Raw genomic sequence first — 17089 nt, 5'->3', positions numbered from 1 at the left:
ATACAAGGGAGAAGAGGGATGGCCGGAACGTTTGCAGGCAAGGTCGTGCTGGTGACGGGCGCGGCATCGGGCATCGGGCGTGCGGCGGCAATCCGCTATGCCGAAGAAGGCGCACGGGTGTTCTGTGCGGATCTCGATCTGCCCGGAGCAGAGGCAGTCGCCGCCAGCATCGGGGGCAGTGCGGGCGCAATCGCAGTGGACGTGGCCAGCTTTGCCGCCAATCAGGCCATGGTCGATGCCGTGATGACCACGGCCGGGCGGCTTGATGTGGCGTTCCTCAATGCGGGCTTCTATGGCGCGGCGCAGGGGCTGGACAGCGTTGACGAAGCCTTCTTCGACCGTGTGGTGGCAATCAACCTCAAGGGTGCATTCGGCGGGATCAAGGCGGTGCAGCCGGTGATTGCCGATGGCGGCGCGGTGGTCGTCACCGCATCGGCGGCGGGGCTGGTCGGCCATCCGGGCAATCCGGCCTATGCCGCATCGAAGCATGGCGTGATCGGGCTGGTCAAATCCTGCGTGGATGCCTTTGCCGCGCGCGGGGCGCGGATCAACGCGATCTGCCCCGGCGGTGTCGCCACGCCGATGAACGGGATGGAAGATGCCGCCATCGTGCCGCCCGGCGCGCTGGAGCGGGTGAAGCTGCGCGGCTTCGGCAATGCCCAGCACGTGGCCGAAGTGGCGCTGTGGCTGTCCGGCCCGGCGGCGGGCTTCATCACCGGTCAGGCGCAACTGCTTGACGCGGGCCTGCTTTCCACCTTCGCCCCGGTCATGCTGCCGGTCGGTCCGTGATCCCCGCCATCGCGCGGGCCGCGCGCCTTCCCGACCAGACGCAATCGGCATAGGACAGACCGCTGACATAGAGGTTGGAACAGATGCCCACGGCATTGCGCCCGGCGGCATAAAGGCCGGCCACAAGGCCCCCGTTGGCCGCACGCACCGCGCCGGTTGGCTCATCCACCAGCAGGCCGCCCACGGTCATGCAGGCAATGGGAAACATCCGCGCATCGACCGAGGCATCGATCGCATAGAACGGCCCTTCATCCAGCACTGCCAGATCATCGCCGGTCTTGAACAGCGGATCGGGCGCTTCGCCGCGCGCGGCGCGGTTATAGTCTGCCAGGGTTTGCAGGAAGGTTTCGGGATCAAGGCCCAGTCTTGCGGCCAGGGTCTGCGGTGTCGGCGCCTTGACCGCGGCGAAGAGTGCGTTGACGAGCGTGATGTCGCGCTGGAAAGCCAGCGTATCGGGCGCGAAGGCATCGCGCAGCGATTGCCGGTAGAGCTTGCGGTCGAGCACGATCCACCCGCGCCCGCCGTGCCGCTCGACCATCTCATCGCCGATGCGCGCGCCATACCACGTCTCGTTCACATAGCGCGCGCCGCGCCCGTCAACCAGCATGCCGCGCCCCCATGCCCTTGGCGGCGAAAGGAAGCGCCATGCCGAAACCCGCTCCATCAGGCCGGTTGCCCCGCCTGCGCTGACGCCCAGCATGATGCCGCTGCCATTGTCGCCCAGCGTGCCGTTGGGCAGCCCCGCCGCATAGGCCGGCGCGAAGTGGCGCACCATGGCGGGGTTGCAGATGAATCCGCCCGCGCTCAGCACCACACCGCGATGCGCCCGGAACCATGCAGTGCTGCGATTGCTGGCCTCAAGCGCGCGCGCCTTTGCAAGATAGCGAAAGCCGCGCGCATAGGTGAAGCGCGCGCCGGGGAAGGTGGGCGGCAGCATGGCCATCCAGCGATTGGCCCTGGCAATCAGCGCACAGTGCCGGGCGCGGACGGCGGCATCGCGGAAGATTTCCACGCGCACCCCGATCACCCGCCCGGACGCATCGACCGCAAGCTGGCGCGCTTCGGCCTGGGTATGCAGTTGCAGCCCGCGCGCCAGCGCCGCATCGCGCAAGGGTTCCCATATCCCCGCGCCAAGGCCCCACGGCTTGTTGCCGTTGCGCCGCACCGTGCGATGCCCGCGCGCGGCGGGCGGCGTGTGGCTGCGGAACGGTTCGGCAAGGCTGCTGTCGGGGTGGTAGAGGAACCGGTCAAGCGGGGGATACGACGTCTTGCCCGGATGGAGCGTGGCGCTGAACGGCGCACCATGGCCGCGCAGCCATTCGAAATTGGCGACACTTGAGTGGCAGAAGTCGCTCAGCGTCTCCTCGGAAACGACATCGCCCACTTCGGTGCGCAGATAGGCCGCCATCCTTTCGGGATCGTCGGTCACGCCCGCCTCGCGCTGGATCGATGTGCCGCCGCCTGCATAATAGACCCCGCCATTGGCCGCCGATGATCCGCCGCCATCGTAATGATCGAGCGCGATGACCGAAAGGCCGCGTTCCAGCCCATCGAGCGCGGCCGAAACACCCGCGCCGCCAAGGCCCACCACCACCATGTCGGCTGCGCCCGCCCAGTCGTGCGCATCGGGATCGGAAAGCTGCAAGGGCGCGGCAATGGCCAGCCCCCATTCGGCAATGTCGCGCCCCGACGGCGGCATCTGCCCTGGCGATGAAGCGGCCCAGACAGAATCCGGGCGCAACGGCCAGCCCGTGCGTTCATCCTGAGTCATGGCTTGCTCTCCCGCCCTGTCGTCGCTTCATCCGATTTTTCGCATCTTGCGCAGCCGTCTGATACCAAAAAAACGCATTCATCGGATAATTGCAACGCATACTTGAAACTTACGCTTTGAAAGAGTAGAGCTTTTGCCGAATTGGAAAGCGCAAACGCGCTTCCGCGGCCAACAAGGGAGAGGACATCATGAGGAACCTGCTTGCCGCCACGGCATTGAGCACGCTCGGCCTGATCGCAGCGCCGGCCATGGCACAGGAAGCGCCGCAGGACAGCGCCGCGCAGAACAGCAGCGGCATTGGCGAAATCGTCGTCACCGCCCAGAAGCGCGCGGAGAACATTCAGGAAGTGCCGATCGCGATTTCGGCGGTGGGCAGCCAGTTCCTTGAATCGCGCGGCATCACCTCGATCGACAATCTCGGCTCGATCGCACCCAACGTGAAGTTCGAACGCGCGCCTTCGAACAAGACGATCTCGCAGATCGCCATTCGCGGTTCGGTGACGATCAACCCGGCCGTCACGTGGGAACCGGCGGTGGGTCTCTATCTCAACGGCGTCTACATCGCCAAGGCGCAAGGCTCGATTTTCGACGTGGCCGATCTGGAGCGCGTGGAAATCCTGCGCGGTCCGCAAGGAACGCTCTATGGCCGCAATGCGCTGGCCGGGGCGGTCAACCTCGTGCCCAAGGCTCCCAAGGGCGAACTCGCCTTCCGGGGTGAGGCCAGCTACGGCAACTATGACCTGAAGCGGGTGCGCGCCGCGCTTGATCTGCCCTCGCTGGGGCCAATCTCGATCAAGCTTTCGGGCCAGATCCAGCAGCGCGACGGGTTCATTCAGCTTACCCCCAATCCCTTCCCGCAGGCATTTCTTGCAGGCCCCGCGCGCACGGGCCGCACCAACGATCTTGATGGCAAGAGCGGCATGGTCCAGGTCCGCTTCAAGCCGGAAGGCAGCAACTTCACCGCCGATTACATGTTCGATTATTCGAAGTTCGATCAGCGGCCCGATTATGCCCAGCTCGTGCGGGTGAACCGCAATGGCCGGCCTGAGGACATCTTCGATCCCAATTCGCCCGGCTATCCCTTTGCGGGCGCGTTCTTCCCGCTCAACCTCTATACCGATCCGCAGCGCCGCTCCACCGCATCGCTCGATGCCAACCCGCTCTATGAACGTTCGCGCACCTATGGCCACGCGCTGACCATGGCGCTGGATGTGGGATCGGCCACGATCAAGTCGATCAGTGCCTACCGCGATCTCAAGTGGCAGGATTCGCTCGATCTCGATGGTTCGCCGCTGCCGGTTGCCTTTACCCAGCGCGATACCGATTTCTGGAGCTTCAGCCAGGAACTCCAGATCACCGGCAAGGCCTTCAATGACCGGCTGAACTACGTGGCAGGCGCCTTCTACTATCGCGAGAAGGCTGAGACGCTGGGGCCGCAGAGCTTCTTCGGGGGTGGCGCGAACTACCAGTCGGACTATGGCTCCAATACCGAAGCCATCGCCTTCTATGCGCAGCTCGACTACAATCTGACCGATGCCCTGAAGCTGACGGTGGGCGGGCGCTACACCCACGAAAAGAAGGACATCCGCCGCTTCTTCCGCATCAATTTCGATGCAGCGAACGGCATCACCTCGCCCTTCGTGGTGGCCAACATCCCCTATGGCGGGGTGCCGGATGCCACGTTCAACCGGTTCAACCCGGCGGTCACGCTGGCCTATCAGGCATCGCAGGACATCAACGTCTATGCCCGTTTCGCCCAGGGCTTCAAGTCGGGCGGGTTCAACGGGGAAACCAACGATTTCCGCGCGCCGACCGCGGCCTGCCCCACCGGCGCCTTCGAACTGTGCAACCCCTACCGGCCGGAACTGGTCGACAGCTATGAAATGGGGGTCAAGACGCGCTTTGCCGATGGCCGCGTGATCCTGAACCTTGCCGCCTTCTGGAACGAGCACAAGGACATCCAGCTTTCGGTGTTCACCGCTGCGGGCGCTGCCGCCTCGGTGGTGAAGAACGCGGCCGCCGCGCGCATCCGCGGGCTGGAACTGGAAACCGTGCTGCGCCCGGTCGACGGGTTGACGATCAACGGCTCGATCGCGTTCCTCGATCCGAAATACAAGCGCTACATCGATGCCGTGAACGGCGTGGACACCGACGTTTCGAACAACCGCGCCTTCCCGCACACGCCCAAGACCACCGCAGCGCTGGGCGTGGACTGGCAGGTGATCGAGGGAAGCTGGGGCAAGCTCAACCTTGGCGGCGATTTCAACTACGTGTCGGGCTACTTCACCTTCCCCTATGCCCTTGTCACCGCCAATCCTTCCGAGCAGAACGCCAACAACACCCGTTCGCCGGGCCGCTCGATCGTCAACCTGCGCGCAGGGATTGCCGAAGTGCCGCTGGGCGGCGGCAAGGGCGAGTTCTCGCTGTGGGTGCGCAACCTCACCAAGGAACGCGACCCGCAGAACTTCATCGATTTCGGTCCCGGCTTCGGCGGGCTGACGGTGGGCTACTTCCCCGATCCGCGCACCTATGGCCTGACCTTCGGCGTGCGGTTCTGATGGCCGTGCTGTTTGCAGGCAAGAAGGGCCTCATCACCGGCGCGGCATCGGGCATCGGCCGCGCCACCGCCATCCGCTTTGCCGCCGAAGGGGCAGAACTGACCATCGCCGACCGCAACCTTGCGGGCCTTGAGGAAACGGCGGCGATGATGGCGCGAACCCCGCGCGTGCAAGGTTACGACGCCGCCGACTATGCCTCGTGCCGGGCGCTCGTCGATGTGGCGGCCGCAGACGGTCTCGACATCGTGTGCAACATTGCCGGGCTGCTGAAATGGGGTCCGTCCGACAGCTTTTCCGCCGAGGACTTCGATCTGCTGATGCACGTGAACGCCACCAGCGTTTTCGTGATCTGTCAGGCGGCCATGCCCCACCTGCTGAAAAGCAGGGGTGTGATCGTGAACACGGCATCGACCGCGGCCTTGCAGGGCCAGCCCTACAACATCGCCTATTCGGCATCGAAGCACGCCGTGGCTGCGATCACGCGCGGGCTGGCGATCGAGTATGCGGCAGCGGGCGTCAGGATCAATGCGATCTGCCCCGGCCATGTCGTGACCCCGATGACCCAGAACACCCCGCCGCCCGAAGGCGTGGACTGGGCGCTGATGATGCGCAACGCGCCCAAGCTGCTGGATGGTTCGTGCGAACCGGAAGACATCGCCGAAATGTTCGCCTTTCTTGCCAGCGACAAGGCGCGCAAGGCCACTGGCGCGCTGTTTACCGTGGACGGCGGGCAACTGGCGGGCTAGGCGGCTCCAATCCTCAGATCGAGAGGATGGCGCGCGCGGCCTCCTCTCCGTCAAGCAGGGCATTGGCGCGGTGCTGCACGCGCCAGCCTGCGCCCGTGCGCACCAGTCTCCAGCGATTGGCGGACACGCGCTCGGCCACGAAATGCCCCGATACCGATCGGAACACCACCGAATGGCAGACGGCGGTTGCCTCGTCGCCATCGAGCGTGACCGCCACCGGGCCAAGCAGGTGCGCGCAGCCATCGGCCATGAGCGCGCGGTGATGCGCCCCGTCGATCAGCGCGGCAATTGCGGCCTGACCCTCGGCACGGGCAAAGCCCACCACTTCGTAGATTCCGTCGGCCGTCCACAGTCGGGCCAGCGCCGCCGCCTCTCCCCGGTCGGCGAGCGGGCCATAGCGGGCGATGAGATCGCCGATTGCCTCGCGGTCTTCCAGAAGGCGCAGGCGGCGTTCGAGGGCGTCGAGCGTATCGGACATGGATAGTTGATCCTCAAGGACGGCGCATCAGGCCATGTCAGGATGCAGCATGTTGCGCAACATGACCGCACCTGCGCACCGCCCGCATAACCCGAAGGGGTTATGCGCACAGGTGCGCGCTGCGATAGCTTCAGTCCCGGAACGAGAACACGCCCGGCACCGCGACGGCTGACCGGGCGAAAGAGGCGGAGAGAACGGGCAATGAAGTTTTCCATCATCTATGAAGCGCAGATGGTCGATACCAGCCGCGAGAACGAGCGCGCGGTGTTCCTCCAGATCGTCGAACAGGCCAAGCTGGCCGAGGCGATGGACTTCGACTGCATCTGGTGCGTGGAACATACCGCGCTCACGCAATATGCACACATGTCGGCCCCGGAAACGGTGCTGGCCTTCATTGCCGGGGCCACGAGCCGCATCCACATCGGCCACGGCGTCGTCTGCCTGCCGCCTGCGATGAACCACCCGGTGAAAGTGGCTGAACGCATCGCCACGCTCGACATTCTCTCGCAGGGCCGGCTGCACTTCGGCGTGGGCAAGGGCGGCACCCAGCAGGAGGCGGGAACCTTCGGCTATGATCTGGGTGAACTTCAGCCGATGATCGACGAATCGATGTATCTGATCCCAAAGATCATGGTGCAGGACGAGATCGAGCACGACGGCCAGTTCATCAAGATTCCCAAGCGCGCCATCCATCCCAAACCCTGGCAGGATCCGCACCCGCCGATGTACATGGCCTGCACCCGCGAAAACACGCTGATCGCCGCCGGAAGCCGGGGCATCGGTGCGCTGGTGCTGGGCTTTTCCGGCCCGGACGAGATCGCGCGCAAGAATGCGATCTACCGCGAGGCCTTCCGCAGCCGCAAGCCAGAGGATCAGGTGGGTTTCCGCCCGACCGAGCATCTGGCCGCCCTGTGCGCGGCCACCGTGCTGGAAGACCGGGCCGAAGCGCGGCGCATTGGCCTGCGCGGCCAGCGCTTCTTTGCCGAAAGCATTGCCTACTGGTATCAGGGCGGGCCGAAGCCCACGGTGGACGAGACGCTTGACGCCGAAGATCATGCCCGCGTGCTGGAGCAGGGCAAGCAGGCGACCATTGCCTATCTTTCCGAAGAAGCCATCCCAGTGGGCGACGAGCACCTTTCGAACTACACCGTGGCGCAGGATGCCTATGGCACGCCGGATGACTGCATCCGCTATGTCCAGCGGCTGAAAGATGCAGGCGCGGACGAAATCCTGTTCATCTTCCAGATGGGCGGCATTCCGCACGACATCATCATGCAGACCATCCGCAACATCGGTGAAAAGGTCATTCCGCACTTCAGGGCACTGGAAGCAGCCGAAGCTGGCGTCATGGAGGCAGCGGAGTAGGCCCTTCTCTGTCCGCGCCGGGGCAAGGAATGGCAGCATCGGCGCGGGGCTTCCGGCCGGGCGGGTTTGGCGGTTGTCGGACGGACGCCGCCCAGCCTATGCTGCGGCCCATGGCTGGCCAGATCGATCCCGCGTTCTCCGATCTTCTGGCCCGGCTCTATGCCGGGATCGGCGAGGCGCAGCCATGGCGGCGCTTTCTGGAAGCGCTGGCCGGATGGATGGACGCGAGTTTCGCCACGCTCATCATCACCGCGCCCGGCAAGCGCCAGCCCGCCACGTTCCTGACACCCGGAAGCAGCCCCGCGTTCGATGCCGCCTATACCGAGACGCTCTTTGCCAACGATCCGTTCCGCGGACTGCCCGACGGGGTGGTCACATCCTATGCCGAGTTCATGGCGGGCCTTCCCGAAACCGACTTTGCCGAATACCGCGCGGCCATGGCGCAAAGCGGTTTCGACGAGGTTCTGGGCATGGACCTCAACTTCGGTTCCGTCTTTGCCGATACGCGCGGCGCGGCGCGACAGGCCGAAGGGCGCTGGGAAGCGCGCTTCCGGGTAAGCCGCCACAATTCGCTTGCGCCGTTCACCCGCGGGGAGCGGGCCCGCTTTCAGGCCCTGGCGCCGCACCTGCGCATTGCCGTTGGCCTGTTCGAGAAGCTCCAGTTTGCCGGGGCCGAACACGGGGTGTTCCATGCCACCGCACAAGGGCTGGGGCTGGCGCTGGTGGTTCTGGACCGCGCGGGACGCATCGTGAGCACCAATGCGCTTGCCGAAAGCCTGCTGGCCGAGGACGAAGGGCTGCGCCGCCGGGGCGAGGAGCTGGTCTTCGCCGAACCTGCCCATCAGCGGCTTCTGGCCGATCTCATGGGCGGCAGGCGCGGCGTCGGCGGGCCGGGCGGCCTGTGCCGGTTCCGCATTGCCCGGCCCGAACGCGGCGATCTGGTGGCCACGGCCCGCCCGCTTGACCTCAGCGCCATTCACGATGGCGCAGGGGCGCTGGCGCTGTTTCTGGCGCGGCCCGTGGCCGAGGCGCACACCGATGCGCTGGCGCTGCGCGATCTGCTGGGGCTGACCGCGGCCGAAGCGCGGCTGGCGGCCGTGCTGGCCGAAGGACATTCGCTGGTGGAGGCCGCCCGGCGGATGGGCATTGCCCACAACACGGCCAAAGTGCAGCTGCGTTCGGTCTTTGCGAAGACCGGGGTTCACCGGCAGGCGCAACTGGTGGCGCTGATTGCTTCGCTGGGCGGGTAGAGACGCAACGTTTCTCCTTGAAAATCGTAATTCAGTGGGCCATGAATTACGCAATATATAAATCAGGCAAAGCCGGGAGAATGATGCGCGCAGCCCTTGCCGGGCATCGCCAAGCTCTTCCGGCCATGCGACGGAGCTGTGCGCGATGACTTCCAACCGCTTTCCTCATCTGCTTTCGCCGGGCCGCATCGGCTCAATGCAGACAAGGAACCGCATTGTCGTGGCGGCGATGGGGGTCAGCCTTTCGGAAGACGACGGCACCGTGGGCGAGCGCCTGATGGCCTACCACGAGGAACAGGCAAGGGGCGGCGTGGGCCTGATCGTTTCGGGCGTGGCGGGCGTGGCATGGCCGGTGGGCGCGGTCGCCATGGGGCAGACCGCGATTTCGGACGACCGCTTCATTCCCAGGCTGCGGGAAATGACGGACCGGGTTCACGCGCACGGCGCGAAGATTGCCGCCCAGCTTCACCACGGCGGCTTCGTTGCGGGCTACTCCTTCAACCGCTGGGGGCACAAGCTGTGGGGGCCTGCCGTGCCGCCCGCGCCCAAGGGCAGCTTCATCGACTATTTCCTGATGGAGGAGCTTCAGGCGCTTGCCGGGATGAAAATGCCGGAAATCAAGGTTCTGGAACAGGCCGACATCAATCTTGCCGTCAACCAGTTCGCGCAGGGCGCGCGCCGGGCGAAGGAGGCCGGCTTCGATGGCGTGGAGATCCACGGCGGGCACGGCTATCTGCTGTCATCCTTCACATCGCCCTATACCAATACCCGCACCGACCGGTATGGCGGCAGCCTTGAGAACCGCCTGCGCCTGACCTGCGATGTGATCCGCACGGTCCGTGCCGAAGTGGGGCCGGACTTTCCGGTGTGGATCAAGCTTGATTCGCGCGAGGTGGGCAAGCCCGGCGGCATCACGCTCGACATGGCAAAGGAAGCGGCGAAGCTGGTCGAGGCGGCGGGAGTCGATGCCATCGCCGTCACCGCCTATCATGATACCGCCGTAGGCAAGCTCCATTCGGAATCGAACATTCCGCATATCGAGGACTGGAATCTTCCGGCCGCCGCGGAAATCCGCAAGGTGGTGAAGATCCCCGTGATCGGCGCGGGCCGGATCGAGGTTGAAACGGCTGATGCCACGATCGGCAAGGGCGAGGCCGATTTCATCGCCATGGGGCGCAAGCTGCTGGCCGATCCGCACCTGCCGCGCAAGCTGGCCGAGGGGCAGGACGAAAAGGTGCGCCCCTGCGTCTATTGCTACACCTGCGTCAGCGCGATCTACATGGGCGAAAGCGCACGCTGCGCAGTGAACGCGGACCTTGGCTTCGAATGCAAGGGTGCGCCTGCCCCGGCAGGCGCTGCGCCGCGCCGCTTCGCGGTGATCGGCGGCGGGCCGGGCGGAATGGAAGCGGCGCGCCGTCTGGCGGGGCTGGGCCACAAGGTGACGCTGATCGAAAAGTCGGACCGGCTGGGCGGAACCTTGCGCTTTGCAGGCCTTGCCTATGAACCCAACGAACGCCTGCTGGAATGGCTGAAACGCGAAGTGGCGCAAGCCGGCGTCGATGTGCGGCTCTCCACCCTTGCCACGCCCGAACTGCTGCGCGGGCTGGGCGTGGATGCGGTGATCGTGGCCACCGGCGCGGTGCGCGCCATGCCCGATATTCCCGGCGGCGATCAGGACCACGTCTATTCGGGCGACGACATGCGCGCGATGATGCTCGGTGAGAATACCGAGGCCCTCAGGCGCAAAACCGGGCTGTTCACGCGGCTGGCGACAAGGGTTGGCGCGGCCACGGGCGCCAGCGCGAACCTTGCGCTGGTGCGCAAGGCAACCCACGCCTGGATGCCGCTGGCCGATACGGTCACGATCATCGGCGGCGAACTGGTGGGGCTGGAACTGGCCGAGTTCCTGATGGAGCGCGGGCGCACCGTCAACGTGATCGAGGAAGCGCCGCGCATGGGCAAGGGGCTGACCCTGGTGCGGCGGATGCGGCTGCTTGCCGAACTGGCCGAGCATGGCGTCGGCCTGCACGCGGGCGCGCGCGATATCGTGATCGGCAAGGACAGCGTCAGCTTTGCCGATGCGGCTGGCGAAAGGCACACGGTCCCGGCCGGAAACGTGGTGGTAGCCAAGGGCGCAACCGGCGATCTGGCACTTGCGAAAGCGCTGGAAGAGGCCGGTTTTGCCGTCCACGCGATCGGCGATGCGAATGGCGTGGGCTATATCGAAGGGGCAATCCACGGCGCGGCAACGGCGGTGCGCGCGCTGGCCGGGGAACCGGCGCTTGCGTGATCGCGGGGTGCGCCTGATCCCGCCGCCTTGCGCAGCGCCCTGCCAGCGGCGCCTGCGCAAGGCGCGGCTGCTTCGCGGATACGGACGATAATGAGGTTGACGGACGACCGGCGCTTGCGCAAACCGCAAGCCGAAACGCCGCGGCACATATCGCGCGGCGCGCCGGGGACCATGACTCAGACCTTCAGTTACGACGCGACCGATCTCAACATCGTCGAGCAGCTTCGCCTGAACGGGCGGGCCAACAACCAGCAGATCGCCGAAAAGCTGGGGCTGACGGCGACCACGGTTTCCACCCGGATCAAGCGGATGGAAGATGCCAACCAGCTTCGCGTGGTGGCGGTTTCTGATTTTTCCGCGCACGGCTTCAACGTGCTGCTGCGCATCCCGGTGGAAGTGGACGGGCGGCCCGCATCCGAAGTGGCCGCCGAACTGGCGGAACTGCCCGAAGTGGTGGCAACCCATCTCGTGACGGGGCGCTACGATATCGACATGCTGGTGGCCCTGCACGATTTCGATGATCTTTCCGATTTCCTGCTGAACGATCTTTCCGGCATTCGCGGCATCCGCTCGCTCAGCCCGGCGGTGGTGGTCGATATCATCAAGTACAAGTTCGACGTGGCCCCGATCGAGGCCCGCACCACCGGCAAGGGAGCCTGAGACAATGGCGGCCCCGCAACTTGACGCGCTCGACCAGCAGCTGATCGACATGCTTGCCAGCGATGCGCGCGTTTCCAACCGCAGGATTGCGGCCGAACTGGGCGTGACCGAGGGCACCGTGCGCGGGCGCATCAAGCGCCTTCAGCAGGACGGACTGATCGCCTTTACCGCGATCACCGGCTTCGAAATGGGCAAGCGCGCGAAGCTCGCCTTCATCAACGTGCAGGTGGATGTGCACCGCGTGCGCGAACTGGCGCAGGTGATCGCCGATATTCCCGGCATCAATGCCGTGCTCATCACCATGGGCGAGTTCAACATCACCGCCATGTGCCTGATCGACGAACTGGAAGCGCTGGTCGAACTGGCTTCGGACAAGATCCTCTCGATCGACGGGGTGCACCACGTCGAAACCTCGATCGCGGTCAAGACGGTGAAATACAATGCCCGCATGGCCAAGATCACGCGCCCCGAAGTGATCGACGACGACGATTGATCCGCAGCCCTGCCTTCGCCTGATTCAGGCGACAATATGCACTCTCACTTTGCATTTGCGTAAAACTATGGCTATGGTTTAGCGCAAATAGCAAGCGCCTCTGAGATTCGCGCCTTCCGCGCGGATGCCGGGCGCGCTCAAGGGGGAGTTCCATGACCGGACCGGCTGATCCCGGATTGCCAGCGCCAGAACCGCTTGATGCGCGGCTGAAGCGCGTGCTGCGCTTCATGCCCGCCCCCCTTGGAATCGTCACCAGCTTCGATCCCGAAAGCGGGCAGCCCGTGGGGTTGGCCATGTCGGCGCTGATGCCGGTGTGCCTCGAACCGCCCGCCATGGCGATCTGCGTGAACCGTTCGGGCAGCGCGCATGACGCCATGCTGCGCGCGGGGCGCTTCTGCATCAACCTGCTGGAACCGGGGCAGGGCGGCCATGTTGTGCCTTTTGCCGATCCCGCCGCCCGCGATGCGCGATTCACGCAAAGCGACTGGCGCCAGCATGTGCATCACGCCCACGATGGCGTGTGGTTCATCGACGATGCCCCCGCCGCGATCTTCTGCACCATCCGCGAACGGCTGAGCTTCGGCACGCACGATGTGCTGGTGGGCGCGGTGGACGATCTTCTCACCTCCGGCAGCGACGACATCCTCGGCTGGGCCAACGGCGCGCTCTGCCGGCCCGCTCCGCTCACTTCCTGAAAGCATGATCCTGCCATGACCGACGCATCCCTGCTCGCCCGCATCGACCGGCTCGAATCGCTCGATGCAATCCGCCAGTTGCCCGCCAAGTATGCGCTCGCGCTCGACATGCGCGATGGCGATGCGTGGGTGAACCTGTTTCCCGAAGATGTGCGCGTGGGCGGCGGCAAGACCGGCCGCAAGGCGCTGCGCGACTGGTTCGACGAGACGCATTCGATGCAGTTCGATGGCACCAGCCACCATATCGGCGGCCATATCATAGATTTCGATGATCCCGACCATGCGCAAGGCGTGGTCTATTCCAAGAACGAGCATGAATGCGGCGCGGAATGGGTCATCATGCAGATGATGTATTTCGACCAGTATGAGCGCATCGGCGGGCGCTGGTACTTCCGCCGCCGCCTGCCGCTCTACTGGTATGCCACCGATCTCAACAAGCCGCCGGTGGGCGAGCGCAAGATGCGCTGGCCGGGCGTGCCGCCCTATCACGGCAGCTTCCACGATCTGTTTCCAAGCTGGAAGAGCTACTGGGCGCGGCAGGGCCAGCCCCACGATGGCCCGGTCGAACCGCCCGCGCCGCTTGAAAAGTTCATCGAAACGATGCGACGCGGCGCTCCGCTCCCCAAGCCGCGCGTGCGGAGCTGATGCCGATGGCCGATGTGTTCTCGCCAGTGCGGCTGGGCGATCTGGACTTGCGCAACCGGATCATCATGGCGCCGATGACGCGCGACCGTGCCGGGCCGCACGACGAGCCGACCGACCTCATGGCCGAATACTACCGCCAGCGCGCCTCGGCGGGCCTCATCATCACCGAAGGCACCCAGCCATCACCGCACGGCAAGGGCTACTGGCGCACGCCGGGCATTCATGCGCCCGTGCAGGTCGAAGGCTGGCGCAAGGTGGCCGATGCCGTCCATGGTGAAGGCGGGCTGATCGCCATGCAGCTCATGCATGTTGGCCGCGCCAGCGTGCGGGCGAACAAGGCCGCCGATGCCGAAACCATCGCCCCCAGCGCCATCGCCTGCCCCGATCCGATCCCCGGCCCCGATGGCGTTCCGGTGCCGCCCGAAATGCCGCGCGCACTGGCAGCGCACGAGATTGCGGGCGTCATCGCCGAATATGCGGCCGCGGCGCGCAATGCCCGCGCGGCCGGGATTGACGCGGTCGAACTGCACTGCGCCAGCGGCTATTTGCCGATGCAGTTCCTTTCGTCCAATTCCAACCAGCGCACCGATGCCTGGGGCGGCAGCGCGCAAAACCGGGTGCGCTTCGTGGTCGAAACGCTCAGCGCGCTGGCAGAAGCCATCGGGCCGGGGCGCGTGGGCTTTCGCATCTGTCCCGGCGTCACCTTCAACGGTATGGCCGATGCCGACCCGGCAGAAACCTATGCCACGCTGCTCAAGGCAGTGGATGGCATGGGACTGGCATGGTGCCACCTGATCCACATTCCCAATCAGGGCTTCGATTCGCTCGATCTGGTGCGCAGCCACTGGTCAGGCGCGGTGATCGAGAACTGCGGCCTCACGCTGGAAAAGGCCAATGCCGTGATCGCAGAGGGCAAGGCTGACGCGGTCTCGTTCGGCTATGCCTTCATCGCCAACCCCGATCTGGTGGAGCGTTTCCGCACCGGAGCGCCGCTTGCCAAGGCCGATCGCGCCACCTTCTACACCGGGCATGGCGATGATGCGCGCGGCTACACCGATTATCCACGGGCAGGCTGAAGGGATGGCGCGATGAAACGGCTCGAAGGCAGGCGCGCGGTTGTGACCGGCGGGGCGCAGGGCATTGGCGCGGCCATCGCGCGGCGGCTGGCCGATGAAGGTGCGGTTGTGGCCGTGCTCGATCTTTCGGCGGAAAAGGCAGGCGCGGTGCTGGGCGCGCCGCATATCGGCGTGGCCTGCGATGTTGCCAGCAGTGCATCGGTCGATGCAGCCTTTGCCGCCGTGGCGCGCGCGCTGGGCGGGGTGGACGTGCTGGTCAACAATGCCGGGATCGGCAGTGCGCCGGGCGACGGGATGGACGCGTTCTACGCGGCGCAGGCCCGGCAGGCCGCGGGCGAGGAAGGCGTCATTGCCGACCAGACGATCCACTGCACCGACGAGGGCTGGTCGCGCGTGCTGGCCGTGACGCTTGACGGAGCCTTTCGCTGCTCGCGCGCGGCCGTGCGCGTCATGGCTGAACAGGGCACTGGCGGGGCCATCGTCAACATCGGCTCCACGGCGGCGCTGGCAGGCAACGGGCCGGTTCCCTATGTCGCGGCAAAGGCCGCTGTCCTTGGCATGACACGGGCCATGGCGCGCGAACTGGCGCCGCGCGGCATCCGTGTGAACGCGGTCAATCCCGGTGCGACCGAAACCCCGATCTATGCCCCGCTGCCAGATGAAGTGAAGGCCGCAGTGGCCGCCGACAGCCTGCTGAAACGGCTGGCCCGGCCCGACGAGGTGGCGGGCGCGGTGGCCTATCTCGCCAGCGACGATGCCAGCTTTGCCACAGGAACCACGATCAACGTCAATGGCGGTGCGTGGCTGGGCTGAGCGCGCGCAGTCCCGCATCCGCTCTCCTGCGTTCCCGGCTCTGGCAGACTGCAACCCCGCCTTCGACAGCGGGGTTTTTCCTTGCGCCACGACGGGCTTGAAATCCCCTTGGCGCGCTTCTAAGGTAGCGCTATCAGTCTTGCGGCTGATCTGAACAGTGCTGCCGCGTGCAGGCCGGGGAGATGGATTGATGACAGTGGGGCTCGCGGCGTGCCTTCCGCATGATTATGCTGATGGACTCTTTCTGGGCCGCGCGATGAGCGCTGCCGGACCGCACGTGATCGTGCTGCGCCAGGGGCGGATCTTCGATATTACCGCTAACGCCAGCACATCATCTGGCGCCATCGCCCGCCGCGCATTCGACGGCGGCGTGGATCTCGGTGCGGTTGCAGATGGCCTGCCGCGGGGCTGGCGCCTGCTTTCGCCCATCGATCTGCAATGCGTGAAGGCGTGCGGCGTGACCTTTGCCCTTAGCGCCATCGAGCGCGTGATCGAGGAACGCGCCCGCGGCGATGCCAGCGCCGCAGCCGCAATCCGCGAAGAGCTCGAAGCCAGAATCGGATCGGGCATCCGCTCGGTCGTGCCCGGCAGCGAGGAAGCCATGGCGCTCAAGGCGCTGCTGATCGATCAGGGCATGTGGTCGCAGTATCTCGAAGTCGCCATCGGCCCGGATGCCGAAGTCTTCTCCAAATCGCCCGTGCTTTCCACCGTCGGCCACGAGGCGCTGATCGGGGTGCGTTCGGATTCGGCGTGGAACAACCCTGAACCCGAAGTGGTGCTGGCGGTCGATGCCGATGGCGAAGTGCTGGGCGCAACGCTGGGCAACGATGTGAACCTGCGCGATTTCGAAGGCCGTTCGGCACTGCTCCTGTCCAAGGCGAAGGACAATACCGCCTCGTGCGCGATCGGCCCGTTCATCCGCCTGTTCGATGACGGTTTCACCATAGAGGACGTGCGCCGCGCCGAAGTGCAACTTCTGGTCGAAGGCACCGATGGCTTCCGCATGGAAGGCACCAACCGCATGTCGGAAATCAGCCGCGATCCGCTCAACCTCGTCGCCCAGACGCTGAGCGAGCATCACTATCCCGATGGCTTCGTGCTGTTTTGCGGCACGCTTTTCGCTCCCACGCAGGACCGCGACGAGCCGGGCGCAGGATTCACCCACAAGGTGGGTGACAGGGTGACGATCCGCTCCGCGCGCCTTGGCACGCTTGCCAATACCGTCACCACCTCGCGCGATGCCCCGGCCTGGACGCACGGCATTGCCGATTTCATGCGCAATCTGGCCGCGCGCGGTCTGGTCGAATGTGCATGAACGCGCGCCCGATCGTGGATGCAGCCGCCGCAGAACCGGTCCTCGTGTCACCCCTTGGTGGCGGGGTGGTTTATCCGTGTCTGCGGGGCAGGCGAGTGATTGTGACGGGGGGTGCGAGCGGGATTGGCGAGGCGATCGTGGCGGG

The 17089-nt window shown here is 65.6% G+C and carries 15 protein-coding genes; 13 read left to right on the top strand and 2 right to left on the bottom strand.

Translation table 11 applies throughout. From position 1 onward, the window contains the following. The first annotated feature begins 18 nt into the window (after nucleotides 1-18). Nucleotides 19-789: an SDR family NAD(P)-dependent oxidoreductase gene (locus DKM43_RS13915; RefSeq protein ID WP_109799108.1), complete on the top strand. Its 771-nt coding sequence runs from the start codon at nucleotides 19-21 to the stop codon at nucleotides 787-789. Here DKM43_RS13915 and DKM43_RS13910 read toward each other — a convergent pair. Next, a complete protein-coding gene (locus DKM43_RS13910) occupies nucleotides 767-2560 on the bottom strand; it encodes an FAD-binding protein (protein WP_236632596.1) in 1794 nt (597 codons plus the stop codon). The two genes, DKM43_RS13915 and DKM43_RS13910, sit on opposite strands and share 23 nt — an antisense overlap. A gap of 188 nt (nucleotides 2561-2748) precedes the next feature. On the opposite strand from DKM43_RS13910, the gene DKM43_RS13905 reads away from it, so the two are divergent. Together DKM43_RS13905 and DKM43_RS13900 are read left to right on the top strand one after the other, a co-directional pair. Then, nucleotides 2749-5118, top strand: coding sequence for a TonB-dependent receptor (locus DKM43_RS13905; RefSeq protein ID WP_109799106.1), 2370 nt, complete (start codon nucleotides 2749-2751; stop codon nucleotides 5116-5118). Next, nucleotides 5118-5864, top strand: coding sequence for an SDR family NAD(P)-dependent oxidoreductase (locus DKM43_RS13900; RefSeq protein ID WP_236632595.1), 747 nt, complete (start codon nucleotides 5118-5120; stop codon nucleotides 5862-5864). The genes DKM43_RS13905 and DKM43_RS13900 overlap by 1 nt, the downstream gene beginning before the upstream one ends. A gap of 13 nt (nucleotides 5865-5877) precedes the next feature. Here DKM43_RS13900 and DKM43_RS13895 read toward each other — a convergent pair whose 3' ends face one another. Next, the gene (locus tag DKM43_RS13895) at nucleotides 5878-6342 is read right to left on the bottom strand and encodes a nuclear transport factor 2 family protein (RefSeq protein WP_109799105.1); all 465 of its coding nucleotides are present in this window, start codon (nucleotides 6340-6342) and stop codon (nucleotides 5878-5880) included. Nucleotides 6343-6543: 201 nt separating this feature from the next. On the opposite strand from DKM43_RS13895, the gene DKM43_RS13890 reads away from it, so the two are divergent. The 10 genes from DKM43_RS13890 (at nucleotide 6544) to DKM43_RS13845 (ending at nucleotide 16944) form a co-directional block, all read left to right on the top strand. Next, a complete protein-coding gene (locus tag DKM43_RS13890) occupies nucleotides 6544-7707 on the top strand; it encodes an LLM class flavin-dependent oxidoreductase (RefSeq protein WP_109799104.1) in 1164 nt (387 codons plus the stop codon). A gap of 110 nt (nucleotides 7708-7817) precedes the next feature. Further along, a complete protein-coding gene (locus DKM43_RS13885) occupies nucleotides 7818-8957 on the top strand; it encodes a helix-turn-helix transcriptional regulator (RefSeq protein ID WP_109799238.1) in 1140 nt (379 codons plus the stop codon). A gap of 145 nt (nucleotides 8958-9102) precedes the next feature. Then, nucleotides 9103-11247: an oxidoreductase gene (locus DKM43_RS13880; protein ID WP_109799103.1), complete on the top strand. Its 2145-nt coding sequence runs from the start codon at nucleotides 9103-9105 to the stop codon at nucleotides 11245-11247. A 171-nt stretch (nucleotides 11248-11418) separates the two neighbouring features. Next, entirely contained in the window at nucleotides 11419-11907 is a 489-nt protein-coding gene (locus DKM43_RS13875) for an Lrp/AsnC family transcriptional regulator (protein WP_236632594.1), read from the top strand. A gap of 4 nt (nucleotides 11908-11911) precedes the next feature. Beyond that, complete coding sequence (locus DKM43_RS13870; RefSeq protein ID WP_109799101.1) at nucleotides 11912-12400, top strand: Lrp/AsnC family transcriptional regulator; 489 nt, start codon at nucleotides 11912-11914, stop codon at nucleotides 12398-12400. 152 nt (nucleotides 12401-12552) lie between these two features. Next, on the top strand, nucleotides 12553-13095 hold the full coding sequence (locus DKM43_RS13865; RefSeq protein WP_236632593.1) for a flavin reductase family protein: 543 nt from the start codon (nucleotides 12553-12555) through the stop codon (nucleotides 13093-13095). 15 nt (nucleotides 13096-13110) lie between these two features. Continuing rightward, nucleotides 13111-13740 (top strand): nuclear transport factor 2 family protein, encoded by a 630-nt coding sequence (locus DKM43_RS13860; protein WP_109799100.1) that lies wholly within the window; start codon nucleotides 13111-13113, stop codon nucleotides 13738-13740. A 5-nt stretch (nucleotides 13741-13745) separates the two neighbouring features. After that, complete coding sequence (locus DKM43_RS13855; protein ID WP_109799099.1) at nucleotides 13746-14816, top strand: alkene reductase; 1071 nt, start codon at nucleotides 13746-13748, stop codon at nucleotides 14814-14816. A gap of 12 nt (nucleotides 14817-14828) precedes the next feature. Continuing rightward, on the top strand, nucleotides 14829-15629 hold the full coding sequence (locus DKM43_RS13850) for an SDR family NAD(P)-dependent oxidoreductase (RefSeq protein WP_109799098.1): 801 nt from the start codon (nucleotides 14829-14831) through the stop codon (nucleotides 15627-15629). 190 nt (nucleotides 15630-15819) lie between these two features. Beyond that, on the top strand, nucleotides 15820-16944 hold the full coding sequence (locus tag DKM43_RS13845; RefSeq protein WP_109799097.1) for a fumarylacetoacetate hydrolase family protein: 1125 nt from the start codon (nucleotides 15820-15822) through the stop codon (nucleotides 16942-16944). The last annotated feature ends 145 nt before the right edge of the window (nucleotides 16945-17089 follow it).

The sequence above is a fragment of the Novosphingobium meiothermophilum genome, assembly GCF_003171715.1.
Taxonomy (GTDB): Bacteria; Pseudomonadota; Alphaproteobacteria; order Sphingomonadales; family Sphingomonadaceae; genus Novosphingobium; species Novosphingobium meiothermophilum.
Note: the sequence above shows the minus strand (reverse complement) of the source record. Positions and strands in the feature narration are given on the sequence as shown.